This is a genomic window from Burkholderia sp. SCN-KJ, from assembly GCF_024656005.1.
Taxonomy (GTDB): domain Bacteria; phylum Pseudomonadota; class Gammaproteobacteria; order Burkholderiales; family Burkholderiaceae; genus Burkholderia.
The window spans coordinates 423,903-445,840 of record NZ_JANKOG010000001.1 but is presented as its reverse complement, the minus strand read 5'-3'; the positions used below and the strand labels follow the sequence as shown (position 1 = coordinate 445,840).

General features: G+C 66.8%; 26 protein-coding genes, 1 tRNA gene, 1 pseudogene and 1 riboswitch. Of the genes and pseudogenes, 12 read left to right on the top strand and 16 right to left on the bottom strand.

Annotated features, from left to right (window positions below; all coding sequences use genetic code 11):
- The first annotated feature begins 12 nt into the window (after window positions 1-12).
- Both NQV17_RS02135 and NQV17_RS02130 read left to right on the top strand, forming a co-directional pair.
- On the top strand, window positions 13-1,341 hold the full coding sequence (locus NQV17_RS02135) for an aminotransferase class I/II-fold pyridoxal phosphate-dependent enzyme (RefSeq protein WP_257768366.1): 1,329 nt from the start codon (window positions 13-15) through the stop codon (window positions 1,339-1,341).
- Window positions 1,341-2,018, top strand: a complete 678-nt coding sequence (locus NQV17_RS02130; protein WP_257768805.1) for an N-acetyltransferase — start codon at window positions 1,341-1,343, stop codon at window positions 2,016-2,018. The genes NQV17_RS02135 and NQV17_RS02130 overlap by 1 nt, the downstream gene beginning before the upstream one ends.
- A 21-nt stretch (window positions 2,019-2,039) precedes the next feature.
- Here NQV17_RS02130 and NQV17_RS02125 read toward each other — a convergent pair.
- Window positions 2,040-2,871, bottom strand: a pseudogene (locus tag NQV17_RS02125) (class II glutamine amidotransferase).
- 149 nt (window positions 2,872-3,020) lie between these two features.
- Window positions 3,021-3,350: a carboxymuconolactone decarboxylase family protein gene (locus NQV17_RS02120; RefSeq protein ID WP_257768364.1), complete on the bottom strand. Its 330-nt coding sequence runs from the start codon at window positions 3,348-3,350 to the stop codon at window positions 3,021-3,023.
- A gap of 130 nt (window positions 3,351-3,480) precedes the next feature.
- On the opposite strand from NQV17_RS02120, the gene NQV17_RS02115 reads away from it, so the two are divergent.
- The gene (locus tag NQV17_RS02115; RefSeq protein ID WP_257768362.1) at window positions 3,481-4,431 is read left to right on the top strand and encodes an AraC family transcriptional regulator; all 951 of its coding nucleotides are present in this window, start codon (window positions 3,481-3,483) and stop codon (window positions 4,429-4,431) included.
- A gap of 82 nt (window positions 4,432-4,513) precedes the next feature.
- Here the strand turns inward: NQV17_RS02115 and NQV17_RS02110 are convergent.
- The 9 genes from NQV17_RS02110 to NQV17_RS02070 form a co-directional block, all read right to left on the bottom strand.
- A tRNA-Lys gene (locus NQV17_RS02110) sits at window positions 4,514-4,590 on the bottom strand.
- Between the two features lie 109 nt (window positions 4,591-4,699).
- Window positions 4,700-5,449: a tol-pal system protein YbgF gene (gene ybgF, locus NQV17_RS02105; RefSeq protein WP_124487923.1), complete on the bottom strand. Its 750-nt coding sequence runs from the start codon at window positions 5,447-5,449 to the stop codon at window positions 4,700-4,702.
- A 19-nt stretch (window positions 5,450-5,468) separates the two neighbouring features.
- Window positions 5,469-5,978 carry a peptidoglycan-associated lipoprotein Pal gene (pal, locus tag NQV17_RS02100; RefSeq protein WP_044844089.1) on the bottom strand — a complete coding sequence of 170 codons (510 nt, stop codon included), beginning with the start codon at window positions 5,976-5,978 and terminating at the stop codon, window positions 5,469-5,471.
- 17 nt (window positions 5,979-5,995) lie between these two features.
- Window positions 5,996-7,291, bottom strand: coding sequence for a Tol-Pal system beta propeller repeat protein TolB (gene tolB / locus NQV17_RS02095; RefSeq protein WP_257768358.1), 1,296 nt, complete (start codon window positions 7,289-7,291; stop codon window positions 5,996-5,998).
- Between the two features lie 109 nt (window positions 7,292-7,400).
- Complete coding sequence (tolA, locus tag NQV17_RS02090) at window positions 7,401-8,468, bottom strand: cell envelope integrity protein TolA (protein ID WP_257768356.1); 1,068 nt, start codon at window positions 8,466-8,468, stop codon at window positions 7,401-7,403.
- The gene (gene tolR / locus NQV17_RS02085) at window positions 8,465-8,914 is read right to left on the bottom strand and encodes a protein TolR (RefSeq protein ID WP_124487921.1); all 450 of its coding nucleotides are present in this window, start codon (window positions 8,912-8,914) and stop codon (window positions 8,465-8,467) included. The genes tolA and tolR overlap by 4 nt, the downstream gene beginning before the upstream one ends.
- A gap of 10 nt (window positions 8,915-8,924) precedes the next feature.
- The gene (gene tolQ, locus NQV17_RS02080; RefSeq protein WP_010091489.1) at window positions 8,925-9,602 is read right to left on the bottom strand and encodes a protein TolQ; all 678 of its coding nucleotides are present in this window, start codon (window positions 9,600-9,602) and stop codon (window positions 8,925-8,927) included.
- A gap of 144 nt (window positions 9,603-9,746) precedes the next feature.
- Window positions 9,747-10,235 carry a tol-pal system-associated acyl-CoA thioesterase gene (gene ybgC / locus NQV17_RS02075; RefSeq protein ID WP_044844093.1) on the bottom strand — a complete coding sequence of 163 codons (489 nt, stop codon included), beginning with the start codon at window positions 10,233-10,235 and terminating at the stop codon, window positions 9,747-9,749.
- 108 nt (window positions 10,236-10,343) lie between these two features.
- A complete protein-coding gene (locus tag NQV17_RS02070) occupies window positions 10,344-11,090 on the bottom strand; it encodes an SDR family NAD(P)-dependent oxidoreductase (RefSeq protein WP_124551582.1) in 747 nt (248 codons plus the stop codon).
- A gap of 180 nt (window positions 11,091-11,270) precedes the next feature.
- Window positions 11,271-11,371, top strand: a riboswitch (ZMP/ZTP riboswitch).
- Between the two features lie 137 nt (window positions 11,372-11,508).
- Here NQV17_RS02070 and glyA point away from each other — a divergent pair.
- The 7 genes from glyA to NQV17_RS02035 all read left to right on the top strand — a co-directional run bounded on the left by glyA (window position 11,509) and on the right by NQV17_RS02035 (window position 16,299).
- Window positions 11,509-12,756: a serine hydroxymethyltransferase gene (gene glyA, locus NQV17_RS02065; protein WP_044844095.1), complete on the top strand. Its 1,248-nt coding sequence runs from the start codon at window positions 11,509-11,511 to the stop codon at window positions 12,754-12,756.
- 6 nt (window positions 12,757-12,762) lie between these two features.
- Window positions 12,763-13,242: a transcriptional regulator NrdR gene (gene nrdR / locus NQV17_RS02060; RefSeq protein WP_006754597.1), complete on the top strand. Its 480-nt coding sequence runs from the start codon at window positions 12,763-12,765 to the stop codon at window positions 13,240-13,242.
- A 153-nt stretch (window positions 13,243-13,395) separates the two neighbouring features.
- Window positions 13,396-13,953, top strand: a complete 558-nt coding sequence (locus NQV17_RS02055; RefSeq protein WP_257768334.1) for a GspH/FimT family pseudopilin — start codon at window positions 13,396-13,398, stop codon at window positions 13,951-13,953.
- A complete protein-coding gene (locus tag NQV17_RS02050; RefSeq protein WP_257768332.1) occupies window positions 13,950-14,372 on the top strand; it encodes a hypothetical protein in 423 nt (140 codons plus the stop codon). Before NQV17_RS02055 ends, NQV17_RS02050 begins: the two co-directional genes overlap by 4 nt.
- Window positions 14,356-15,195, top strand: coding sequence for a PilW family protein (locus tag NQV17_RS02045; protein ID WP_257768330.1), 840 nt, complete (start codon window positions 14,356-14,358; stop codon window positions 15,193-15,195). Before NQV17_RS02050 ends, NQV17_RS02045 begins: the two co-directional genes overlap by 17 nt.
- 106 nt (window positions 15,196-15,301) lie before the next feature.
- Window positions 15,302-15,850, top strand: a complete 549-nt coding sequence (locus NQV17_RS02040; RefSeq protein WP_257768327.1) for a pilus assembly protein — start codon at window positions 15,302-15,304, stop codon at window positions 15,848-15,850.
- A complete protein-coding gene (locus NQV17_RS02035; protein WP_257768325.1) occupies window positions 15,847-16,299 on the top strand; it encodes a type IV pilin protein in 453 nt (150 codons plus the stop codon). Before NQV17_RS02040 ends, NQV17_RS02035 begins: the two co-directional genes overlap by 4 nt.
- A 78-nt stretch (window positions 16,300-16,377) precedes the next feature.
- Here the strand turns inward: NQV17_RS02035 and NQV17_RS02030 are convergent, their stop codons facing one another.
- The 3 genes from NQV17_RS02030 to NQV17_RS02020 form a co-directional block, all read right to left on the bottom strand.
- Window positions 16,378-16,821: a DUF3318 domain-containing protein gene (locus NQV17_RS02030; RefSeq protein WP_124488708.1), complete on the bottom strand. Its 444-nt coding sequence runs from the start codon at window positions 16,819-16,821 to the stop codon at window positions 16,378-16,380.
- 43 nt (window positions 16,822-16,864) lie between these two features.
- Entirely contained in the window at window positions 16,865-17,254 is a 390-nt protein-coding gene (locus NQV17_RS02025) for a phage holin family protein (protein ID WP_044844100.1), read from the bottom strand.
- A gap of 124 nt (window positions 17,255-17,378) precedes the next feature.
- Window positions 17,379-17,681, bottom strand: coding sequence for a YqjD family protein (locus NQV17_RS02020; protein WP_044844101.1), 303 nt, complete (start codon window positions 17,679-17,681; stop codon window positions 17,379-17,381).
- A gap of 318 nt (window positions 17,682-17,999) precedes the next feature.
- Here NQV17_RS02020 and NQV17_RS02015 point away from each other — a divergent pair, with 318 nt between their 5' ends.
- Window positions 18,000-18,638, top strand: a complete 639-nt coding sequence (locus NQV17_RS02015; RefSeq protein WP_257768318.1) for a peroxiredoxin — start codon at window positions 18,000-18,002, stop codon at window positions 18,636-18,638.
- 138 nt (window positions 18,639-18,776) lie between these two features.
- On the opposite strand, the gene NQV17_RS02010 is transcribed toward NQV17_RS02015, so the two are convergent.
- Window positions 18,777-19,964, bottom strand: coding sequence for an acyl-CoA dehydrogenase (locus NQV17_RS02010; RefSeq protein WP_257768316.1), 1,188 nt, complete (start codon window positions 19,962-19,964; stop codon window positions 18,777-18,779).
- 123 nt (window positions 19,965-20,087) lie between these two features.
- Here NQV17_RS02010 and NQV17_RS02005 point away from each other — a divergent pair, with 123 nt between their 5' ends.
- Window positions 20,088-20,879, top strand: coding sequence for an IclR family transcriptional regulator (locus tag NQV17_RS02005; protein ID WP_044844103.1), 792 nt, complete (start codon window positions 20,088-20,090; stop codon window positions 20,877-20,879).
- A 163-nt stretch (window positions 20,880-21,042) separates the two neighbouring features.
- On the opposite strand, the gene NQV17_RS02000 is transcribed toward NQV17_RS02005, so the two are convergent.
- Window positions 21,043-21,846 carry an EAL domain-containing protein gene (locus NQV17_RS02000; RefSeq protein WP_257768313.1) on the bottom strand — a complete coding sequence of 268 codons (804 nt, stop codon included), beginning with the start codon at window positions 21,844-21,846 and terminating at the stop codon, window positions 21,043-21,045.
- Between the last annotated feature and the right edge of the window lie 92 nt (window positions 21,847-21,938).

The following is a 21,938-nucleotide window of genomic DNA, read 5'->3' as shown; positions in this document are numbered from 1 at the left end:
CCGAACGAACCCATGGCACTCGGAGAACACCTTCGCCAGCAACTGGCGGCGAAAGCCCTGAAACGGCAGCTGGAGCGCGCGACGGAAGCCGTCGCGGCGCCCGGTGTGCCCGCTGCACCGGCGGCACAGGCCGCGTCGGCGCGCAGCCGTTTCGAATCGATGCCGCAGTATCAGCAGGTCAGGATCATGCGCGAGATGGGCGAGAAGCTGCGCGTCGACTCGCCGTTCTTCCGCGTGCATGACGGCATCGCCGGCGCGACCACGCAGATCGGCGGTCGCGAATACGTGAACTTCGCGAACTACAACTATCTCGGTCTCGCCGGCGATCCGGCCGTATCCGAGCGGGCGAAGGCCGCGATCGATCGCTATGGCACGTCGGCGTCCGCGAGCCGGATGGTCGCGGGCGAGCGTCCGGTGCAGCGCGACCTCGAGCGCGCGCTGGCTGCGTTCTACGAGACCGACGATTGCGTCGCGTTCGTGAGCGGCCACGCGACCAACGTGACCGTGATCGGTGCGCTGTTCGGCCCCGGCGACCTGATCGTCCACGACGCGCTCGCGCACAACAGCATCGTGCAGGGCGCGCAGCTGAGCGGCGCGAAGCGGTTGAGCTTCGCGCACAACGACTGGCAGGCGCTCGACGCACTGCTGTCGCGCGTGCGTCGCGAATACCGGCACGTGCTGATCGCGATCGAAGGGCTGTACAGCATGGATGGCGATTTTCCGGACCTGCAGCGTTTCGTCGACGTGAAGACGCGCCACGGCGCGTTCCTGCTGGTCGACGAAGCGCATTCGCTCGGCGTGCTCGGTGCGACGGGCAAGGGCATCCGCGAGCATTGCACGGTCGCGCCCGACCAGGTCGACATGTGGATGGGCACGATGAGCAAGACGCTGGCCGGTTGCGGTGGTTTCATCGCCGGCTGCCAGCCGCTCGTTGACATGCTGCGCCATCTGGCGCCGGGCTTTCTCTACAGCGTCGGACTCGCGCCGACGCTCGCAGAAGCGTCGCTGGCCGCGCTCGAACGCCTGCAGGCCGAACCGCAGTGGGTCGCGCAACTGCAGGCGCGCGGCCGGCAGTTCCTGACCGAGGCGCGCGCCGCCGGGCTCGACACCGGCACGAGCGCCGGCTATGCGGTCGTGCCGGTGATCACCGGCAGTTCGCTGAAAGCCGCGCAGTGGGCCAACGCGATGTTCGACGAAGGGATCAACGTGCAGCCGATCTTCTATCCGGCCGTCGAGGAGAAGGCCGCGCGCCTGCGTTTCTTCATCTGCTCGACGCACGAGCCGGCGCAGATCAGCCGGACCGTCGCCGTGCTGGCCCGCCTGGCGGGGCGGGCAACGTGATGCCCGCCGCGGCGCTCGCACCGTCCGTCGACGCGCCGCATGCCGATGCGTCGACACCGTTTCGCGCCGCTTGCGCGGACGATGCGGCGGCATGCGCGCCGCTCGTGTTCGCATCCGGTGTCGGCGAATTCGGCTTCTTCCTCGGTGAAAGCGACGCGCGCTGCATTGCGTTCCTGCAACAGGCGTTCCGCTCGCGTCACGGCCGGTTCTCATGGCGCCGACATCGGGTCGCGGTCGGCGCCGACGGCACGGTGCAGGCCGTGATGGCCATCCATGACGGGCGCCGGACGATGTTCGACGACCTTCACGTCGTGTGGGCCCTGGCGCGCTTTTTCGGCGTGCGCCGCGCGATCGGCCAGTTGCTGCGCGGACTGGTGCTCGAAACGGAGATTCCGGCGCCGAAACGTGCGCAGATCCTCATCGCGCATTGCGCGACGGACGAGCGGCAGCGCGGCGCGGGCATCTTCACCGCACTGCTGCGCGACGCGCTCGAGACCGGTGCGTTGCCGGACGACGGCAGCCGCGACATCGTGCTCGACGTGCTGGCCCGGAATGTACGTGCCCGCGAACTGTACGAGCGGCTCGGCTTTGCCGTGCTGACGCGATCGCGTCAGCGCTCGCGCCGGCTGCCCGCCGAACTCGATTCGGTCCGCATGCGGCTCACGCGCCGCGGCTGACGGTGCACCCGCCGTCGCGACCTACTTATGCCGCGGATTGAACGGCCGCTGCTGCACATCCGCCCCCTGCGCGACGATCGCCATGCTTTCCGGCTTCCTCCCATGCGCCGCGCAAGTCGACGAGCGGCTCCGACACGACCATGAACGCGTCGTCACCCGCTTCCGCGATGCGCGGATTGTGCGGATAGAGTTCGTGCAGATGCTTGAACGACGTGCTGTGGAACAGCGAGCGCGATTGCCGTTCGCTCGAGTAGCGCACCGCGATGATCCGCTCACCGTCCGTCGCGCAGATCGTCATGTTGAGCGGCTCGGCAACGCGGTATCGCGCGGCGGTTTCCTCGACCATGCCGACCATCCGCTCGAGCGCCGGCAGCGGCGTCTGCTCGAGGCCGAAGGTCAGCGCGAGACGGAACATCAGCTCGGAGTCGGTCGTCCCTTCGAGCGTCGGGAACAGTGCCGGGTCGACCTTCATCGTCAGGTCGCGGCGCAGCTTGTGGAAATCGCGAATCAGCCCGTTGTGCGCGAACAGCCAGCGGCCGTGGCGGAACGGATGGCAGTTGGTTTCCTGGACGGGCGTGTCGGTTGCCGCGCGGATATGTGCGATGAACATCCGCGAGCGGATCGCGCGCGCGGCTTCGCGCAGGTTGCGGTCGTTCCATGCGGGATGCACGGAGCGATAGCGGAACGGCAGTTCCTCGGGGCGGCCGTACCAGCCGATGCCGAACCCGTCGCCGTTGGTGGTCGTGGCGCCCAGCTCCGAATGCAGGCTCTGGTCGATCAGCGAATGCTTCGCGCGAAACAGGACGGTCTCGAGATGGATCGGATTACCCGTATAGGCGAGCCAGCGGCACATGGAGCGCTCCTTCGCGATGAATCTTCTCGCGCATGGTAGCCGACTTCGCGGCGCCGGCGTACGCGACCGCGCCGCGTCCGCCGGCTGGCCGGCTGCGCCGGCGATCGTCCGCGAAGGATGCGGCGGGCGCCGCACCCTTCAGGTGCGCGTCACTCGCCGAGCGCGTCCATCACGCGGGCCGAATAGACGAGCGCCGCGCCCGCATTCAGCGCGATCGCGACGCCGAGCGCCTCGGCCACTTCCTCCTTGGTTGCGCCATGCTTCGTGGCTTCGGCCGTGTGCACCGCGATACAGCCGTCGCAGCGCGTCGTGACGGCCACCGCGAGCGCGATCAGTTCGCGCGTCTTCGCGTCGAGATGCCCCGTCTTGGCGCCGGCGCCGGCCAGTGCCTGGTAGCCGGCCAGCGTGTCGGGCGAGAGCTTCGCGATGTCGCCGATGCGCGTCGTGAGTTCCTTCCGGTATTCGTTCCAGTTCAGCATGATGCGTCCTTTCGAGAAGAGGTGGATCAGGCGGCGGATGCCGCGATCTCGGGCGATGCAGGACTTATTCTGAGCGTTCGCGCTGAGGGTTTCGATACGCTAGAGTGTCAATTTTTAGCGCAAACGTCTCATGGACGCGCTGAGTCAACTATTGTCGCTGGGCCGCAGCCATGTCGAGCTCGACGTGCGCTGCCTGCTCGACGGCCCGTTCGCGATGCCGCACGATCCGTTGCCGCCCGGCGAAGCGGCGTTTCACCTGCTGCTGTCCGGAACGTGCCGGCTGCGCACGGCCGACGGGCGCACGCTGCGGCTGGCCGACGGCGACTTCGTGCTGCTGCCGGCGGGCGACGCGCACGATTTGTCCGATGTCGGCGGTGGCGGCGCGCGGCCGCCGGTTGCGTCGCTGCGCGAACCGGACGCGGCCGGCGGCGCGGTGCTGCCGGTCAAGTCGAATCGCGATCCCGCGGATCCGGCCGATGCGAGCGTCGACCTGCTCTGCGGGCGTTTCATTTATGCGCGCGGCGCCGGTGAATTGCTGATGCGTACGTTGCCGCGGGTGCTGCATGTCGGGCTGCGCGCGGCGTCGGGGCCGGCGTCGCTGCAACTGCTGACGAGCGTGCTGCGTGCCGAGGCATCGAGCGCGCAGCCGGGTGCGCGCGCGATCGTGAATGCGCTGGGGCAGGCATTGCTCGCCTACGCGTTGCGTGCGTACGGCCGCGATGCGCGCGTGCCGGCCGGCTGGCTCGCGCTGGCTGCCGATGCGCGGCTCGGCCCGTCGGTCCAGGCCGTGCTGCAGGCGCCGGCGCAAGCGTGGACGGTCGAATCGCTCGGCGCGGCATCCGCGATGTCGCGCGCGACCTATGCGCGGCATTTCCGCGAGAAGGCCGGGATGAGCGTCGGCGCGTTCGTCGCGCAGATCCGGATGATGCATGCATGCGCGCTGCTGCAGGACACGCAGCGCGGCCAGGCGGAGATCGGGCAGGCGGTCGGCTATCAGTCCGAGGCGGCGTTCGGCAAGGCGTTTCGTGCGGTGCTCGGCACGACGCCGGGGCGCTGGCGGCGCGCGCAGCGGGGCACGTAAGACCGGCAGCGCGCAATACTGCTGGAAGCAGACGCAAAAAAGCCTCCACTCGGGAGGCTTTTATTGCACTATCAAAGATAGTTGGTAGGGTGGGAGGGACTCGAACCCTCGACTCTCTGATTAAAAGTCAGATACTCTAACCAACTGAGTTACCACCCCACGTTCTTGAAACCGGTTGGTCCGTTGCGCTAACAACTTGCTCAACGACCCAAAGAGCAAAAAATTATATCGGCGAATTGAAGTGCTGTCAACAATTCGACACGGTAATTTATTTGATGCTCTCGATCTTGCCCTGCGCAGTCTGCGCAGCGTTCGATCCGGCGTACTGCGACACGACCTGCTCGAACGTCTTCTTCGCGGCCGCCTTCTGGCCTTGCTCGAGCTGGTTCGTCCCGATCGCGACGAGCGCGTCGGCCGCGCGCGGATGTTGCGGATACTTGCTCACGATCGCTTGCCACGTCGCGGTCGAGCCGCGGTAGTCGCGCAGCGCGTATTGCGCATTGCCGAGCCAGTACTGCGCGGTCGGCTGGTACGGGCTCTGCGGATACTTCGCGATGAAGCTGCGGAACGAGGCCGCGGCAGCCTTGAAGTTGCCGTTGCGGAATTGCTGCTGCGCCGCGCTGAGCGCATCCGTTTCACCCGGCTGAACGGTGCCTTCGACACCATCGATCGTCGCCTGCTGCGGCTCGAACTTCTTGAGCCGCGTGTCGAGATCCTGGTAGTACTCCTTCTGCTGCCGCTCGAGCGTCGTCAGCCGGTTCGTCAGATCCTCGTTCTCGCCGCGCAGCGTCGCGACCTGCTGGTTCAGCTGGTCGATACGGCCGGATTGATCGAGGATCGTACGCTGGGCGGCCGACAACTGGCTGGACAGGTTGTCGCTCTTGCTGCGCAGATCGAGCACGGCGCGGCGCGCCTCGTTGTCGTCGAACATGCCGGCGTGCGCCGGCGCGGCCGACCACGCCGCGCCGACGACGCAGAACGCTGCGGCGATGCGCAGCCAGGATACACGGTGCGTCATACGGCAACTCTTCCGTTACTTACTGTTGGTAGACGAGGTCGGCGCGACGGTTCTGCGCCCACGATGCTTCGTCGTGACCCGCTGCTTGCGGCTTTTCCTTGCCGAGGCTCACGGCTTCCATCTGCGAGTCGTTCACGCCGAGCAGTGCCATCGCGCGGCGGACGGCTTCCGCACGCTTCTGGCCCAGCGCGAGGTTGTACTCGCTCGTGCCGCGCTCGTCGGTGTTGCCCTGGATCAGCACGTGACGCTGCGGATGGCTCTTCAGGTACTGAGCGTGTTGCTGCATCAGCGGCTGGTACTCGTCCTTCACCGAATAGCTGTCGAAGTCGAAGTAGATGCTGCGCTTTGCGAGCGGGCTGTTCGGATCGTTCAGCGGATCGACGTTCACTTGCGCGACGTTGTCGGCGCTCGGCTGCGTGCTCATCGCACCTGCGTTGGCCTTGTCGTCGAGCTTCACACCCGACTTGCACGCTGCGAGCGCGCTGATCATCATCACGGCCAGGGCCAGACGAGCTTTATTCGACATCATGGTTACTCTCCTTGTGGTCATTGCATGAAGGGCCCCCACGACGGCTCACGAACGGAGCCGCCCTGGACGGACAGGATTTGCGGCGGCGCGCTGCCGTCGGAGGGCACTGCTGCCAGCACGTTACGACCACCCGACTGGGTCGCGTAGAGAAGGTACTGGCCGTTTGCCGCGAAGCTCGGCGATTCGTCGCGATTGGTATTCGTGACGGCGTTCGCCGCGCCGGATTGCAGATCCTGAACGTAGAGCTTGAACCCCCCACCCGTGCGGGAGATGTAGGCGAGCAGCTTGCCGTCCGGGCTGATGCGCGGGCTGGTGTTGTAGCTGCCGGTGAAGGTCACGCGTTGCGCCGCGCCGGCGCTTTCGCCTTGCGCGGGCATCCGGTAGATCTGCGGCGCGCCGCCGCGATCGCTCGTGAAATAGATCCAGCGGCCGTCCGGCGAGTAGAACGGCTCGGTATCGATCGAGCTGCTCTGCGTGAGCCGGCGCAGACCGCCACCGGTTGCATTGACCGTATAGATTTGCGTATTGCCCGTCAGCGACAGCGCGACGGCCAGCGTGTTGCTGTCCGGCGACCACGCCGGCGCGCTGTTGTTGCCCTTCTGGTCCGAGACGATGTAGCGGCGGCCGGTCGGCAGGTCGTGGATGTAGACGATCGGCTTCTTGCGCTCGAACGACACGTACGCGACCTTCGTGCCGCTCGGCGACCACGACGGCGAGATGATCGGCTCGGTGCTCGACAGCGCGATGCGCGGGTTCTGGCCGTCCGAATCCGAGATCTGCAGCTGGTAGCGGTTGCCCGTCTTGATCACGTACGACAGGCGCGTGGCGAACACGCCGCGCACGCCGAGCAGCTTCTGGTAGATGTAGTCGGCGATCTTGTGACCGGCCGTGCGCAGCGTGGTGTCGGTGGCCGTCAGCGACAGGCCGCCGAGGCTTTGCTGCTTCACGGTGTCGTACAGGATGAAGTTCACCTTGTACTGGCCGTTCGCTTCGCGGTTCACGCTGCCGGCGACGAACGCATTCGCGCCCTTGGCCTTCCATGCGCCGAGATCGACCGATGCGGTCTCGGGCACGGGCGTGCTGCCCGCGTCGATGTTGGTGAATTTGCCGCTACGGGCGAGGTCGGAGCGGACGATCGACGTGACCTGCTGTGGCAGGCCTGCCTCGTTCGCGAAGTTCGCGGTGGCGATGGGGAACTGGGTCGAACCGACGCCGGTGATCAGCACGTTGACCTGCGCGTTAGCGGCGCTGCCGGCCGCAATCAGACACGAGGCCACGAGTGCCCTGAAACCTAGTTTCGTCATCAAACTCATGCTTCTTGCTTCCCATGTGACTTGGATCGCTGCGCAACCGCAGAGACAGTAAAAATACCCGATTCGTTCCCGTCCGGCAGCGACGCACGGAGTGTAAGCGCATTTGCGATCACTCCGCCGCCTTGAAGGTAATCGTAATGTCGGACGGGGTACGACCGTTGGAATCGGGCGGCAATGGGACCGACGACTGGATCGCATTGACCACGGCTTGATCCCACCCCGAATTTCCGCTCGAACGGCGGATCGAAACACTCAGCACGTCGCCCGACGGCGTGCAGCGGATCGCGACGACGGTCGTCAGACCCGCGCGCTCGCCGCCCCAGACGATGTTCGGCTTCACGCGGCGACGCACCTTGTCGGGATAGCCGGGCGATGCGGCATTGCCGCCGGAGCCCGTGCCGGTGCCGCTTTTCGCGAGGCCCTCGCCGCCGCCTTCGCCGGCGCCGGACATGCCCTGCATCTGCGCGAGGCGCGCGTTGCGCTCACGGTCGAGCTTCGCCTTCGCTGCGGCGTCGGCCTTCGCGCGCGCCGTCGCTTCAGCCTTCGCCTTGGCCTGGGCTTCCGCCTTCGCCTTCGATGCCGCGTCGGCCTTGGCCTTCGCTGCCTGCTGCGCTTCCAGCTGCGCCTGCTTCTGTTGCTGCTGTTTCTGCTGCTGGAGTTTCTGTTGTTCGAGCTTCTGCTGCTCCACGAGCTGTTGTTGCTTGAGCTTGTCCGCCTGCTTCTGCCGTTCGCGCTCGGCGGCCTTCTGCGCGGCGAGCGCGGCAGCCTGCTGGGCCGCGAGCTGCTCGCGCCGGGTTTCCTCTTGCTGGGCCTTCAGCTGCTGCGCGCGGCGCTGCTGCTCGAGCAGCGCTTCGCGCGCGGCCGCTTCCTGCTGCCGTTTCTTCTGCTGCAGCGCGATGTCCGCCTGCTCGTCCCGGACCGGGGGAGGGGGCGGTGCGAGCTTCGCGGGCGGCGCGGGCGTGACGACGGGCCGCGGCGCGGGCACGTCGGGTACCTCGGTCCACAGCTCGGCCTCGGAGCCGGCCGGCGTGCTGTTCTGCCACTGCACGCCGTGATAGAGGAACAGCGCGAGCAGCACGTGCATCAGCGCGGCGAGCGCGAACGCGCGCCAGGTGCCGCGCTCGCGCGGGGGCTGAGACGGGTAGGCGTTGCCGCGCGTGGATTGCTGCCGGTTCATTGCGATTTGACGAGGAGGCCGACGCGCTTGACGCCGCGCGCCTTCAGATCCGACATCACGGTCATGACCGCATCGTACTGCACGGTCTTGTCGGCCGCGATCACCACGGGCTGGTCGGGATGGTCAGCCTGCCGGGCCGAGATGAAGCTGTCGAGCTCGGCCTTGGTCATCGTGTCTTCCTGCGTCGCGCCGGCGTCGCTCTTGTACTTGACGCTCATCGTGCGGTCGGCCTTGATGTTGACGACGACGGGGGGCGTCTGTTCCTGCGGTGCTGCGTTGCCGACGGTCGGCAGATTGATGATCGACGGCGCGACGAGCGGTGCCGTGACCATGAAGATCACGAGCAGCACCAGCATCACGTCGATGTACGGCACGACGTTGATGTCGGCCATCGCGCGGCGCGAGCGGCCGCCGCGCATGCTGGATCGAATGGGACTTCCTGCCATGGCGTGCTCCTTACTGGGCCTGGCGCTGCAGGATGTTCGAGAACTCTTCGATGAAGGTCTCGAAGCGGATCGCGAGGCGGTCGATGTCGTGCGCGTAGCGGTTGTACGCGACCACCGCCGGAATCGCGGCGAACAGGCCGATCGCGGTGGCGACGAGCGCCTCGGCGATGCCCGGCGCGACGTTCGCGAGCGTCGCCTGCTGCACGTTCGCGAGGCCGCGGAACGAGTTCATGATCCCCCAGACGGTGCCGAACAGGCCGATGTACGGGCTGACCGAGCCGACCGACGCGAGGAACGCGAGGTTCGCTTCGAGTACGTCCATTTCGCGCTGGAACGACGCGCGCATCGCGCGGCGTGCCCCGTCGAGCACGAGGCCCGGGTCGCTGATGCGCTTTTCCTTCGCCTTCAGGAATTCACGCATCCCCGATTCGAAGATCCGCTCGAGCGCGCCGATCGTATGACGGTTGTTGGCCGCGCTCTGATACAGCGCCTGCAGGTCGCCGCCCGACCAGAAATCCCTTTCGAAGCGTTCGGTCTGCGCGCGTGCGCGGCGGATCGCGAACCACTTGCGGAAGATGAAGGTCCACGACATCAGCGACAGCAGCAACAGCAGCCCCATCACGGCCTGGGCCAGCACGCTCGCGTTGAGGACGAGGGAAATGATCGACAGGTCTTGAGAAGTGTTCATAGAGGTTTGGGTAACGTCCCTTCGGGGGTGTCCGGCGAGGGCGCACGGTATGCGTGTGGCGCGGCGCGCCGGCCTGGCCTGGCGCCGAACCTTGCTTAGTATCGATTCAGGAAGGCAAGTTCATGGGCCTTGTCTAAACGGTGCTCATCCGAGCTTCGTTGACAGTACGGCAGTCTGCCCGGCGTCGATGACGGGCCCGCGTTGCAGCGCGTCGAGCACGACCGGCGGGATCGCCGCGGGCCGGATGCCGATCTGTTCGACGCAGCCGAGGCGGATGTGCCCGGCGACGAGCAGCGTGTCGCCACGCCATGCTTCCTGCGTGAATTCCACCGAGGCGCGGCCGATGCGTCCGGGCCGGCTCGTGATCGTCAGCGTGTCGTCGAGTCGCGCCGGAGCGCGGTAGTCGAGCGACGTGCTGCGGACGATGAAGATCGCGCCCGTGTCGTCGGCGAGCCGACGCTGGTCGATGCCGCACGCGCGCAGCCATTCGGTGCGAGCGCGCTCGAAGAATTTCAGGTAGTTGGCATAGAAGACGATGCCGCCTGCGTCGGTGTCCTCGTAGTACACGCGTACCGGCCAGGTGAAGCCGGAGTGCGCGTCCGGGGAGCGGGTAGGCTGAGTCATGGCGCGCATTTTACCGGAAGGCCGAGGACGGATTCGTAACCGATTCGTAACGGAATGTAGTACGGCGTAGCATGCCGCGGGCCGGCCGGAGGCGGGCCCGCGGCTGCGCCCGCTGTGTCAGCCGCGATGGATCGCGAGGCCGGCCGGCGCCTGGGCGACCGGCATCATCTCGATCGTGTTGATGTTGACGTGCGCGGGGCGCGTCGCGATCCAGTAGATCGTATCGGCGATGTCCTCGGCCGTGAGCGGCTGGACGTTCTGGTAGACGTTCGCCGCCTTCGCATCGTCGCCGCGGAAGCGGACGTTCGAGAATTCCGTGCCGCCGCAGAGGCCCGGCTCGATGTCGGTTACGCGCAACGGTGTGCCGATCAGGTCGGCGCGCAGGTTCAGGCTGAATTGTCTGACGAAAGCCTTGGTTGCGCCGTATACGTTCCCGCCCGGATACGGGTAGGTGCCGGCCACCGAACCGAGGTTGAAGATATGGCCGCGGCCGCGCTCGATCATGCCGGGCAGCAACGCGTGCGTGACGGTCACGAGGCCCGAGCAGTTCGTGTCGATCATGGTTTGCCACTCGTCGAGGCTGGCCTTGTGGGCCGGCTCGACACCGAGCGCGAGACCGGCGTTGTTGACGAGCACGTCGAGCGCCGCGAATTCGGCGGGAAGGGCGGCCGGCACGGCTTCGACTGCGGCGCGGTCGCGCACGTCGAGCTCGAGCGGCAGCAGTGCCTCGCCGAGTTCGGCCGCGAGCGCATCGAGACGATCCTTGCGACGCGCGGTTGCGACGACGCGATGGCCGCCGTTGACGAAGGCTCGGGCGATGGCGGCGCCGAAGCCGGCGGACGCGCCTGTGACGAACACGATCATTGCTGCTCCTGGTCGGTAACAAAGTAGCGGATAGTATCCCGCAAGCCTACTGAGATTGCCGCACCGCGGCAAGGCGCCAAAGCGCGTCGGCACGGGTGCATAGAGTCTGGCCCTTATTGCTTCGGGGCCGCTGCCGCGCGGTTGCCTATTCATGACGCATCCAATAAACTAACGCGCTCATCACCCCTGCGTGACTGGCGATAGAACCCTTCGGGTTCAAGGTGGAGCATCCCACCGTGAAGCGCGGGGCGCCGTTTTTGCCGTTCGCCTGGGCAGCCGTTGTGCGCCGTTGCGTGCATCGCCGGTGGCTGTCCCGTCTCGCGTCATACGGATTCTTCCGCCACGTCGAGCTGGTTCCGCCAGCAGCGCAATGTACTCGGCCGCCCCGGTCAACCTGTACACACTTAACGGAAACCGTATGTTTGACAGAGCCCAAAGCACCATCGCGAACGTCGATCCCGAACTCTTTGCAGCGATCGAGCAGGAAAACCGCCGCCAGGAAGACCACATCGAGCTGATCGCGTCGGAAAACTACACGAGCCCGGCCGTGATGGCCGCACAGGGCTCGCAGCTCACGAACAAGTACGCGGAAGGTTATCCGGGCAAGCGCTACTACGGCGGCTGCGAGTACGTCGACGTGGTCGAGCAGCTGGCGATCGACCGTGTGAAGCAGCTGTTCGGCGCGGAAGCCGCGAACGTGCAGCCGAACTCGGGTTCGCAGGCGAACCAGGGCGTGTTCTTCGCGATGCTCAAGCCGGGCGACACGATCATGGGCATGAGCCTCGCGCATGGTGGCCACCTGACGCACGGCTCGCCGGTGAACATGTCGGGCAAGTGGTTCAACGTCGTCAGCTACGGCCTGAACGAACAGGAAGACATCGACTACGACGCGGCCGAGAAGCTGGCAAACGAGCACAAGCCGAAGCTGATCGTCGCGGGCGCATCGGCGTTCGCGCTGAAGATCGACTTCGAGCGTCTCGCGAAGATCGCGAAGTCGGTCGGCGCGTACCTGATGGTCGACATGGCGCACTACGCCGGCCTGATCGCAGCAGGCGTGTACCCGAACCCGGTGCCGCATGCGGACTTCGTGACGACGACGACGCACAAGAGCCTGCGCGGCCCGCGCGGCGGCGTGATCCTGATGAAGGCCGAGTACGAGAAGCAGATCAACTCGGCAATCTTCCCGGGCATCCAGGGCGGCCCGCTGATGCACGTGATCGCCGGCAAGGCGGTGGCGTTCAAGGAAGCACTGTCGCCGGAGTTCAAGGAATATCAGCAGAAGGTCGTCGAGAACGCACGCGTGCTGGCTGAAACGCTGGTCAAGCGTGGCCTGCGGATCGTGTCGGGCCGCACCGAAAGCCACGTGATGCTGGTCGACCTGCGCGCGAAGAACATCACGGGCAAGGCAGCGGAAGCGGCGCTCGGCGCGGCGCACATCACGGTGAACAAGAACGCGATCCCGAACGATCCGGAAAAGCCGTTCGTGACGAGCGGCATCCGCCTGGGTTCGCCGGCGATGACGACGCGCGGCTTCGGCACGGCGGAAGCCGAGCAGGTCGGCAACCTGATCGCCGACGTGCTCGAGAACCCGGAAGATGCAGCGACGATCGAGCGCGTGCGCGCGCAAGTGGCCGAGCTGACCAAGCGTTTCCCGGTCTATCGCTGATCCGGCATGCGCTGCCCGTTCTGTCGGCATGAGGACACGCAGGTCGTCGACTCGCGCGTGTCCGAAGATGGCGCCGCGATTCGTCGGCGCCGTCGTTGCTCGGCTTGCGACAAGCGCTTCACGACGTACGAGCGGGTCGAGCTGAACCTGCCGGCCGTCGTGAAGAAGGATGGCAGCCGCACGGAATTCGACCGTCGCAAGATCGTCGCCAGCATGCAACTCGCGCTGCGCAAGCGGCCGGTTGCGGCTGACGCGATCGACGCGGCGGTCGCCCGCATCGAATATCAGCTGCTCGCAACCGGCGAGCGTGAAGTGCGTAGCGAGAAGCTCGGCGAACTCGTGATGAACGAGCTGCGCGGCCTCGATACGATCGCCTATGTCCGTTTCGCGTCGGTTTATCGCCGGTTCGAGGACGTTTCCGAATTTGCCGACGTGATCGAAGAGTTCCGTCGCGCGTCCCCCTCCAAGCCTTCGCGTAAGCGCTGACGCGCTGCGTCCGTTCATCGTCTTCTCCGTGGGTTCAGTTCGCGCCGATTGTGTCGGCTGCGATCGCATGTCGCCAGTCGGCCGTTCGGCTAATGGCGCGCGTTCGCCCGCGTCGCTACAGTCGACGCATCACGTTGACGGAGGGCGATCGCGATGGGACTGCACCGGCAGGGTGTTGAAAAACGCATGCGATGCGGCGGCTTCACGCTCGTCGAGTTGATGATCGCGATCGCGCTGGCAGCCGCGATCGGACTTTACGCCGCACCCGCATTCGATCAGTGGCGCATGCGCGAACGCGTGGAGGCCCGCGCGCTCGCGCTGCTCGGTGCGCTGTCGTTCGCGCGCACCGAGGCGACGCGTCTCGGCGTGCGTGTCACGCTGTGCAGGGCCGGGCGCGATGGCGACTGCGTGCGGCCCGGCGAGCGGTGCGATCCGGCGGAATGGTCGTGCGGCTGGATCGTCAGCGGGCAGTTCGACGGGCAGTCGCGCGTGCTGCGGCGCTATCCGCGCGATGCCGACGTCGCTATCGCGGGCGCGGCGCACGATCTGGCATTTGCGCCGTCGGCAGGCCAGGTGATCGGCGGGATCCGGCGTTTCGAATTACGTCCGCAGCGTGCGTTGCCCGGCGACGACGCACGCGTGTCGCGCTGCATCCGGATCGCGGCGGGCGGCCGGGCACGCGTCGTCGCCGGTCGTTGCGACGCGGCATGAAGTGCGCGCGCAAGTCGACGCGCGGCACGTCGCTGCTCGAAGCGGTGCTGGCCATCGCGTTGCTCGCAACGGTGATGCTGGCCGTGGCCGGCAGTCAGCTCGCGATGACGCGCGCGCAGCGGGCGACGATCTGGCGTGAACGCGCGCTGTGGCTGGCCGACGCTCGCATCGAGCGCCGGCACGCGGCGACGGGCGCCGACGACGGTATCGCGGCGCTCGCGGCTGCATCGCTGCCCGGCGGCACGATGACGCTCGACGATGGGCCGGCCGGTGTCCGCTACGTGGTGGTCGGCTGGCGCGACACCAACGCCTACGCGGCGACTTCTGCGCGATGTGAAGGTGCGGGGGCGACGGTCAAGCCGGCGTCATGCGTGCGAATACCGTTTCGGGAGGCCCATGCCGATGCGGACGAACGCTGATCGCCGCAGCCGCGCGCATACGCTGCTCGAAGTGCTGATCGCGATGACCGTCGGCCTGCTCGTGCTTGCCGCGGCCGGTGCGCTGTACCACGCCCAGCGCATCGCGCAGCGGCGCGCGGAAGACGGGTTCCGGATGCGCGATGCGGCGGCGACCGCGCTGATGCTGATCGGCCAGCAGATCCAGATGGCCGGGTTTCGTCCGCTCGATGTCGAAGGGGCGTCATCGCTGCCGCCGGTGTTCGGTTGTTCCGCGGGGCGGGTGCGAGGCGATGGCGCGCAGGTGCGCTGCGAAGCCGTGCGCGCAGCGTCGGATGCGGTGCTGGTTCGGTATGTCGGCGATGTCGTGTCGACGTGGCCGACGGTCGGTGCACAGGTGTCGGATTGTCTCGGGCAGGGTGTCGGCGGTCCCGGTGAGCGGCCGCTCGTGGAAAACCGTTTCGACGCGCATGTCAGCCCGTCGACGGGCGAGCCCGAGTTGTACTGCGAGGGAAGCGGGCGCCCGGGTACGCCGCAACCCGTCGTGTCCGGCATCGATCAGCTGCGGATCCGCTACCTGCGTCGCGAAGGCGCGCGGTTTGTCGACGCGGAAGCGATGGGCGCCGGCGACTGGCGCGATGTCGTCGCCGTGCATGTATGCGTGCGGGCGCGTGGCGAACCGATTGACGGGCCCGCGCGTCATGTCGATTGCGACGGCCGCACGGCCGTTTCGCGGGATGATCGCGCGCATCTGGTGCTGCATCGAATCGTCGCGTTGCGCAATGCCGCGGTCGCATTCGCGGATCCCGTCCGCGGCGCGGCGCAGAACCACGAGGTAGGGCGATGATCCATGCAACCGGATTCGTCGGCGAGCTTGCGACGCGAATCGCGGCCGGCCGCGCAAGGGGGCGCGCCGTCGCGTTCTTCGACTCGCAATATGCGGTGAGGGCCTCATGCTGAGCGGAAGAACGACGCGCGCACGCTTGCCATCCGCCAGCCGCGGCTGGCGTCGCGACGCGGGCCTTGCATTGCCTGCCGTGATCGCGGTCGGCGCAGCGGTCGCCGCGCTGACCGGTACATGGTTCGAATCCGCGCTGACGGAATCGCGCCGCACGCGTGCATTGTCGGACCGGTTGATTGCATTTCACGCGGCCGACGCAGCACTGGCCGCCTGTACCGCGCGATTGCTCCGCGGCGGGGCGCCGTACATGGACGAACCGCTATCACCCGGCGAGCCCGATGCATGGCGGCGTACGCCCGCGCTGGGCGTCGACGATGCATTCGCGCCGTTCGCCTCCTGGCCGATGGCGGCCCAGCCGCCGCGTTGCCTGATCGAAGCCTGGCGAGGCGTGGGTCCGCAACGGAGTCGCGCTTACCTCGTCACCGCGCGTGGTGTCGGCGGCCATGCGTCGAGCGTGGTCTGGCTGCAGAGCCAGGTCGCGCTGCGCGACGGACGCATCGTGGCGCAGCGCTGGCGTCGCGTCGCGGCGGTGCATCGATGAAAGCGCCTGGATTGCTGCGCCGGTCGGCGGCGTTTACGTTGCTCGAACTGATGATCGTGCTTGCGATCGTCGCCGTGCTGGCCGCGTGGGGCGTCCCGTCGTATCGCGAACATGTCGCGCGCATGCATCGCGCGTCCGCGGTTGCCGCGCTGTATCGCGCCGCTCAATATCTCGAAACGCTCGACGGCCCGGCGCCGCAGACGTTGCCGGATGCATACGCACAGGCACCGCCGGACGGGCAGGCGATTTACCGCGTGGGGCTGAAGCGATCGGTCGGCGACGATGCGCAGGTCGTCTACGAACTCGTTGCGAACCCGCTCGAGGCAGGCCCGATGCGCGCCGATGCATGCGGCGCATTCACGCTGCGTTCGGACGGCACGAAAGGCAATACGGGATCGAGCGACGCAGCGTCCGAGACACTGGAGCGGACATGCTGGGGCGTGCGCTGATCGCCCGATTACCCGATCATCCGATCACGTACGGAAAACGCACACCGCCGGATGGCCGTGCACGCCCGTCGTTGCGCATCAGTCGTCGTTCGCGGCCATTGCGCGCTCATCGCGCGACTGTTTCCAGATCCGGTAGAACTCCCACGCGGCGAAGCCGACGGTGCCCCACTTCAGCGCGGGGCCCGCGCTCGCGCGCAGCAGCGATCGAATGGGTTTCGCCAGCACGAGCGACGCGAGCGAACTCAGCATCGGATACTGGTTGACGAGCTGGCCGAGGTTCGCGTTCAGGTTCTTGGCGGACTGGCTCAACTTGCCGCTCGACAGGCCGGGGATGAACACCTTGAGCCAGCTGAAGCGCGTGACGGCGTGGCGCATTTCGGCGGCGGCTTCGGCAAGCTCGAGCCGCTCGACCTCGGATCGCAGGATCAGCAATTCCTTGCGGAGCGCGCGATGCTGCGACGCGCTCCACTTCGATCGCGACGAATGGGGGCGGGGCGAGTGGCCCGTGACGTTCTGGCTCATGGCGCGTCGGCGAAGTAGGTGAGAGGGGTGAACGCGACTGCGTTCACGGCTTGCCGCGGAAAGCCTCGCGGTCTTTCTCGAGCTCGGCGAGCGTTGCTTCGAACACGGTCGGCGCCTCGCGCAGGCCCGTGCGCGCCTTCAGCGCACATGCGATACCGGCGATCGCGTACAGCGCGGTGATGACCGCGAGCGATTGCCACCGGTAGGTGTCCCAGAACGCGATCGTGACGAGCACGGTCAGGCTGATGAGCGCCATCGTCGCGAGCATCATGGCCGCGAGCCCGAGGAACAGCACGCCCATCAGGCGTTCCTTCTCCTCGGCGAGTTCGATGCCGACCAGTTCGAGGCGCGTCTGCAGCAGGCCGATCGCGGAGCCGACGAAGCGGCGCAACGGTCCCTGGCCGGACGGCTGCGAGTGGGTGTCTGTCGTCATGAATAAGGCGCTTGCGCGCGCAGTGAGCGTCTAGGTCAAAGCTGGCCGGCGGCGAACCGCCGGCCGGCTTCGGCGCCCATGTGCCGCACCGGGCGGCGCATGGGGCGGAACGGCGCCGAGCGCGTTACTTGCGGTTGATCAGCAGGCCGATCAACACGCCGACGCCGGCGGCGACGCCGATCGACGTCCACGGATGCTCGTGCACGTAGTCGTCGGTCGCGCGCGCGGCCTTCTTGCCTTTCTCGACCACCACGACCTGGACGTCGGTTGCCTTTTCCTTGGCCTGCTTCAGGCGCGACAGGGCTTTTTCGCGCAGTTCGGCCGCACGGTCGCCCGTGCTGCTCGCTGCTTGCTTGAGCAGATCCTCGGCGTCCGCGAGAACGGTTTTGATATCCGACATCAGTTTCTCCTTGTTGATTTCCGACATTGCAACTCCCTTCATGCTGTCATGCTGCAGGTTCATATCCTAGCGAAACGCCTGCCCGCTGGCGAGCCGGGACAAATAAACGGCGGCAATGCAAGACTGCATGGTAAACGACTCGTAATCGTCAACAGAGCTTCAGACGATACGAAAAGTTTCCCTGGCGCCATTCGTGCCGCGCCGCCACCCGGCAAAAATGACAAAAAAGTATGAATATCAAACGTAATAATCGTTCGCATGTCTCATTGCTTCCCGTAAGCTGATGGACTGTCCCGCGCCATCCAGCGCGCGGTTTCAACCAGCATCGTTCGAGGAGGGAACATCATGAGTCTGCGTCTTGGCGACATCGCACCGGATTTCGAGCAGGAATCGAGCCTGGGCCCCATCAAGTTTCACGAGTGGCTGGGCGACAGCTGGGGTGTCCTGTTCTCGCACCCGGCCGATTACACGCCGGTGTGCACGACTGAACTCGGGCTGACCTCGAAGCTGAAGGGCGAATTCGAGAAACGCAACGTGAAGGTGATCGCGCTGTCGGTCGACAGCGTCGAATCGCACAAGGGCTGGATCAACGACATCAACGAAACGCAGTCGACCGTGGTCGGTTTCCCGATCATCGCCGACGCGGACCGCAAGGTTTCGCAGCTGTACGACATGATCCACCCGAACGCGAACGAAACGCTGACGGTGCGCTCGCTGTTCGTGATCGACCCGAACAAGAAGGTGCGGCTCACCATCACCTATCCGGCCAGCACCGGCCGTAACTTCGACGAAGTGTTGCGCGTGATCGACTCGCTGCAGCTGACCGATAATTACAAGGTCGCGACGCCCGGCAACTGGAAGGACGGCGACGACGTCGTGATCGTGCCGTCGCTGCAGGATCCGGAAGAGCTGAAGAAACGCTTCCCGAAGGGCTTCAACGCCGTGCGCCCGTACCTGCGCCTCACGCCGCAGCCGAACAAGTAAGCAGCGGCTGCCGCATCGGCGGCGCGTGACGCACGCGCGTCGATGAAAACGGCCCGCCCGGCAGTGATGCCGGGCGGGCCGTGTCGTTTCAGCGGCGACGATGCGACGCGAAGGGCGCCGCGCCGCGCAGGCGAATGATCAGAAGAATGCCTGGATGCCCGTCTGGGCGCGGCCGAGGATCAGCGCATGGATGTCGTGCGTACCTTCGTACGTATTCACTACTTCGAGGTTCACGAGGTGTCGCGCGACGCCGAATTCGTCCGAGATGCCGTTGCCGCCGAGCATGTCGCGCGCGAGCCGCGCGATGTCGAGTGCCTTGCCGCACGAGTTGCGCTTCATGATCGACGTGATCTCGACGGCCGCCGTGCCTTCGTCCTTCATCCGGCCGAGACGCAGCACGCCTTGCAGGCCGAGCGTGATTTCGGTCTGCATGTCGGCGAGCTTCTTCTGGATCAACTGGTTCGCGGCGAGCGGGCGGCCGAACTGCTTGCGGTCGAGCACGTACTGGCGCGCGGTGTGCCAGCAGGACTCGGCTGCGCCGAGCGCGCCCCAGGCGATCCCGTAGCGCGCCGAGTTCAGGCACGTGAACGGGCCGCGCAGGCCGCTCACGTCCGGCATCAGGTTCTCTTCGGGCACGAACACCTCGTCGAGGACGATCTCGCCGGTGATCGACGCACGCAGCCCGACCTTGCCGTGGATCGCCGGCGCCGACAGTCCCTTCCAGCCCTTCTCGAGAATGAAGCCGCGGATCGCGTCCTTGCCGTTTTCTTCCAGTTTCGCCCACACGACGAACACGTCGGCGATCGGCGAGTTGGTGATCCACATCTTCGCGCCGGACAGCGAATAGCCGCCGGGCACCTTCTTCGCGCGCGTGACCATGCTGCCCGGGTCGGAGCCGTGGTTCGGCTCGGTCAGCCCGAAGCAGCCGATCCATTCGCCGCTCGCGAGCTTCGGCAGGTATTTCTGCTTCTGCGCGTCCGAGCCGAATTCGTGGATCGGCACCATCACGAGCGACGACTGCACGGACATCATCGAGCGGTAGCCGGAGTCGACGCGCTCGACTTCGCGCGCGATCAGCCCGTAGCTCACGTAATTGAGGCCGGGGCCGCCGTATTCTTCCGAAATCGTCGGGCCGAGCAGGCCGATCTCGCCCATCTCGCGGAAGATCTCGGCGTCGGTGCGCTCGTGGCGGAACGCTTCGGTCACGCGCGGCGCGAGCTTGTCCCGCGCGTACGCGTGCGCGGCATCGCGCACCATCCGCTCTTCTTCGGTCAGTTGCTGGTCGAGCAGCAGCGGATCGTCCCAATGAAAAGTTGCAGCAGCCATCGTTTCATCTCCTGTCGGCCCCGGGTTGGCGCTTCGCCGCCTGGCCCGATGTCTAAAGTTCGCTTGACTCAGGTTCCGCTGTGCGGAACAATGTTTTGCAAAACGAACCCAGTGTAGCATCAGATGACGCTTTCAACCATCGACGAAACCACGATCGACGAACGCAAGTTCGTCGTTGCGCTCGCGCGCGGGCTCGACCTGCTGCGCGCATTCCGGCCCGGCGAGACGATGCTCGGCAATCGCGACTTCGCGGAGCGCACCGGGCTGCCGAAGGCGACGGTGAACCGGCTCGCCTACACGCTGACCGTGCTCGGCTACCTGCGCTACGACGAGACGCTCGGAAAGTATGCGCTCGACGCCGGCGTGCTGTCGCTCGGCTACGCGCTGCTGTCCGGCTCGGGCACCCTCGATCTCGCGCGGCCGCACATGCAGGCGCTCGCGCGCGAGATCGGCGCGGCCGTGTCGCTCGGCTGCCGGGACGGGCTCGACATGATCTATCTGGAGACGATCCGCAGCGAAACGGCGCTGACGCTCGGGCTGGCGCCCGGCTCGCGGCTGTCGATGCTGACGAGCTCGATGGGGCGCGCGTACCTGGCCGTGCAGCCGGAGGACGTGCGCCGCGCGCTCTACGCGGATCTGCACCGGGCGGCGGGCGGCGCGGCCGATGCGGATGCACTCGTCGCGGCAGCCCAGGACGCGGTGGCCGAATTCTCCGCGGGCGGATGCTGTTATTCGTTCCGCGCGTGGCACATGGACGTGAACGCGGCCGCCGTGCCGTTTCGCGAGCCGCGCGAGGGGCGCTGGCTGATCCTGAGCTGCAGCGGGCCTGCGTCGTCGATGGACGAGGACGTGTTCCGCACGCAGGTCGGGCCGAAGCTGAAGGCGCTCGCGCAGCGGCTCGGGCAGACGGTCTGAAACGGGCACTGCGCGCGGCGTGTCGCCGGAGCGCCCGGGCACGCGAACGGGCGCGCCGACATCCCGATCCCCACCGCAACCCGCTCGCTGAATCGAATCCACGATCCTGCGCGGCGCTCCCCGCGCGCCGGCTGCGCCCGCGCGCCGGCAGCCACACCGTCGATCAGGCCGTGACGACCTTCGCGAACACCGGCCCCTGCATGAACCGCACGTCGTGCTGGCGCAGCAGCTCGCACTGCGTCTCGTCGACGACGCCGTCGAAAATCAGCGGAATCCGCACGCGCTGCGCATACGCGACCAGCGCCTTCACCATCCCGTCGCGCAGCGCGATGCCCGCATCCATCTTGATGTAGTCGGGCCGTGCCATCTCCGATTCGACCGCGAGGATCCGGCCCGGGTCGGGCAGCTTGTCGGCGACCTTGAAGCCGTGATGCTGGTAGCTGCGCGTCAGGTAGCCGAGGAAGGTCTTGTGCGCGACCGCGACGGCCGGCAGCTCGATCACGACCCGCTCGGTCGGCAGCCCGAAGCGCTGCAGCACCGACGAGAAATGCTTGCCGTGGTCGTACTTCACGCTCTTGAGCAGCCGTTCGTGCACGCGCAGGAACAGCAGCCCGTGACGTTGCGCGCCGAAGAAGTTGATCGCGTGCAGCGCGCGCGACAGCCGGTCGATCGCGACGAGCGTCTGGTCGTCGACGGCCGAATCGACCGGATCGTGCGGCGCGCCCGTGACCAGCGTGACGGCCTGGAAGCCGAGTTCGTCGCCGTAGCGCTCGATCGCGTCCGCGAACGACGTCGATTGCGGCGCGCCGGGCATCGTCACGTCGTAGATCGGCTCATAGGCGCTCGCGAGCGTGCGCTCCGGCAGATTGGCGCACGCGGTGCCGCCCTCGGCGAGCGCAAGGTGTTCCCGCAGATACGGCAGTTGCCCGGCACGGACGACCAGTTCGGGAATGTTGGGCGGAATCATCGGCGTGGGAAGGAAAAAATGGCGGCCGAAAGGCCGCCTCATCTCTGGATATTAGCAGCGCGAGCCCGGCTCGGCTTGGCGTTTCGCTCATA

Excerpts from the sequence above, each read along its gene's own strand:
- NQV17_RS02135 (WP_257768366.1), top strand. The coding sequence starts at position 13 with ATGGCACTCGGAGAACACCTTCGCCAGCAACTGGCGGCGAAAGCCCTG.
- NQV17_RS02130 (WP_257768805.1), top strand. The coding sequence starts at position 1,341 with ATGCCCGCCGCGGCGCTCGCACCGTCCGTCGACGCGCCGCATGCCGAT.
- NQV17_RS02120 (WP_257768364.1), bottom strand. The coding sequence starts at position 3,350 with ATGCTGAACTGGAACGAATACCGGAAGGAACTCACGACGCGCATCGGC.
- NQV17_RS02115 (WP_257768362.1), top strand. The coding sequence starts at position 3,481 with ATGGACGCGCTGAGTCAACTATTGTCGCTGGGCCGCAGCCATGTCGAG.
- ybgF (WP_124487923.1), bottom strand. The coding sequence starts at position 5,449 with ATGACGCACCGTGTATCCTGGCTGCGCATCGCCGCAGCGTTCTGCGTC.
- pal (WP_044844089.1), bottom strand. The coding sequence starts at position 5,978 with ATGATGTCGAATAAAGCTCGTCTGGCCCTGGCCGTGATGATGATCAGC.
- tolB (WP_257768358.1), bottom strand. The coding sequence starts at position 7,291 with ATGAGTTTGATGACGAAACTAGGTTTCAGGGCACTCGTGGCCTCGTGT.
- tolA (WP_257768356.1), bottom strand. The coding sequence starts at position 8,468 with ATGAACCGGCAGCAATCCACGCGCGGCAACGCCTACCCGTCTCAGCCC.
- tolR (WP_124487921.1), bottom strand. The coding sequence starts at position 8,914 with ATGGCAGGAAGTCCCATTCGATCCAGCATGCGCGGCGGCCGCTCGCGC.
- tolQ (WP_010091489.1), bottom strand. The coding sequence starts at position 9,602 with ATGAACACTTCTCAAGACCTGTCGATCATTTCCCTCGTCCTCAACGCG.
- ybgC (WP_044844093.1), bottom strand. The coding sequence starts at position 10,235 with ATGCGCGCCATGACTCAGCCTACCCGCTCCCCGGACGCGCACTCCGGC.
- NQV17_RS02070 (WP_124551582.1), bottom strand. The coding sequence starts at position 11,090 with ATGATCGTGTTCGTCACAGGCGCGTCCGCCGGCTTCGGCGCCGCCATC.
- glyA (WP_044844095.1), top strand. The coding sequence starts at position 11,509 with ATGTTTGACAGAGCCCAAAGCACCATCGCGAACGTCGATCCCGAACTC.
- nrdR (WP_006754597.1), top strand. The coding sequence starts at position 12,763 with ATGCGCTGCCCGTTCTGTCGGCATGAGGACACGCAGGTCGTCGACTCG.
- NQV17_RS02055 (WP_257768334.1), top strand. The coding sequence starts at position 13,396 with ATGGGACTGCACCGGCAGGGTGTTGAAAAACGCATGCGATGCGGCGGC.
- NQV17_RS02050 (WP_257768332.1), top strand. The coding sequence starts at position 13,950 with ATGAAGTGCGCGCGCAAGTCGACGCGCGGCACGTCGCTGCTCGAAGCG.
- NQV17_RS02045 (WP_257768330.1), top strand. The coding sequence starts at position 14,356 with ATGCGGACGAACGCTGATCGCCGCAGCCGCGCGCATACGCTGCTCGAA.
- NQV17_RS02040 (WP_257768327.1), top strand. The coding sequence starts at position 15,302 with ATGCTGAGCGGAAGAACGACGCGCGCACGCTTGCCATCCGCCAGCCGC.
- NQV17_RS02035 (WP_257768325.1), top strand. The coding sequence starts at position 15,847 with ATGAAAGCGCCTGGATTGCTGCGCCGGTCGGCGGCGTTTACGTTGCTC.
- NQV17_RS02030 (WP_124488708.1), bottom strand. The coding sequence starts at position 16,821 with ATGAGCCAGAACGTCACGGGCCACTCGCCCCGCCCCCATTCGTCGCGA.
- NQV17_RS02025 (WP_044844100.1), bottom strand. The coding sequence starts at position 17,254 with ATGACGACAGACACCCACTCGCAGCCGTCCGGCCAGGGACCGTTGCGC.
- NQV17_RS02020 (WP_044844101.1), bottom strand. The coding sequence starts at position 17,681 with ATGTCGGAAATCAACAAGGAGAAACTGATGTCGGATATCAAAACCGTT.
- NQV17_RS02015 (WP_257768318.1), top strand. The coding sequence starts at position 18,000 with ATGAGTCTGCGTCTTGGCGACATCGCACCGGATTTCGAGCAGGAATCG.
- NQV17_RS02010 (WP_257768316.1), bottom strand. The coding sequence starts at position 19,964 with ATGGCTGCTGCAACTTTTCATTGGGACGATCCGCTGCTGCTCGACCAG.
- NQV17_RS02005 (WP_044844103.1), top strand. The coding sequence starts at position 20,088 with ATGACGCTTTCAACCATCGACGAAACCACGATCGACGAACGCAAGTTC.
- NQV17_RS02000 (WP_257768313.1), bottom strand. The coding sequence starts at position 21,846 with ATGATTCCGCCCAACATTCCCGAACTGGTCGTCCGTGCCGGGCAACTG.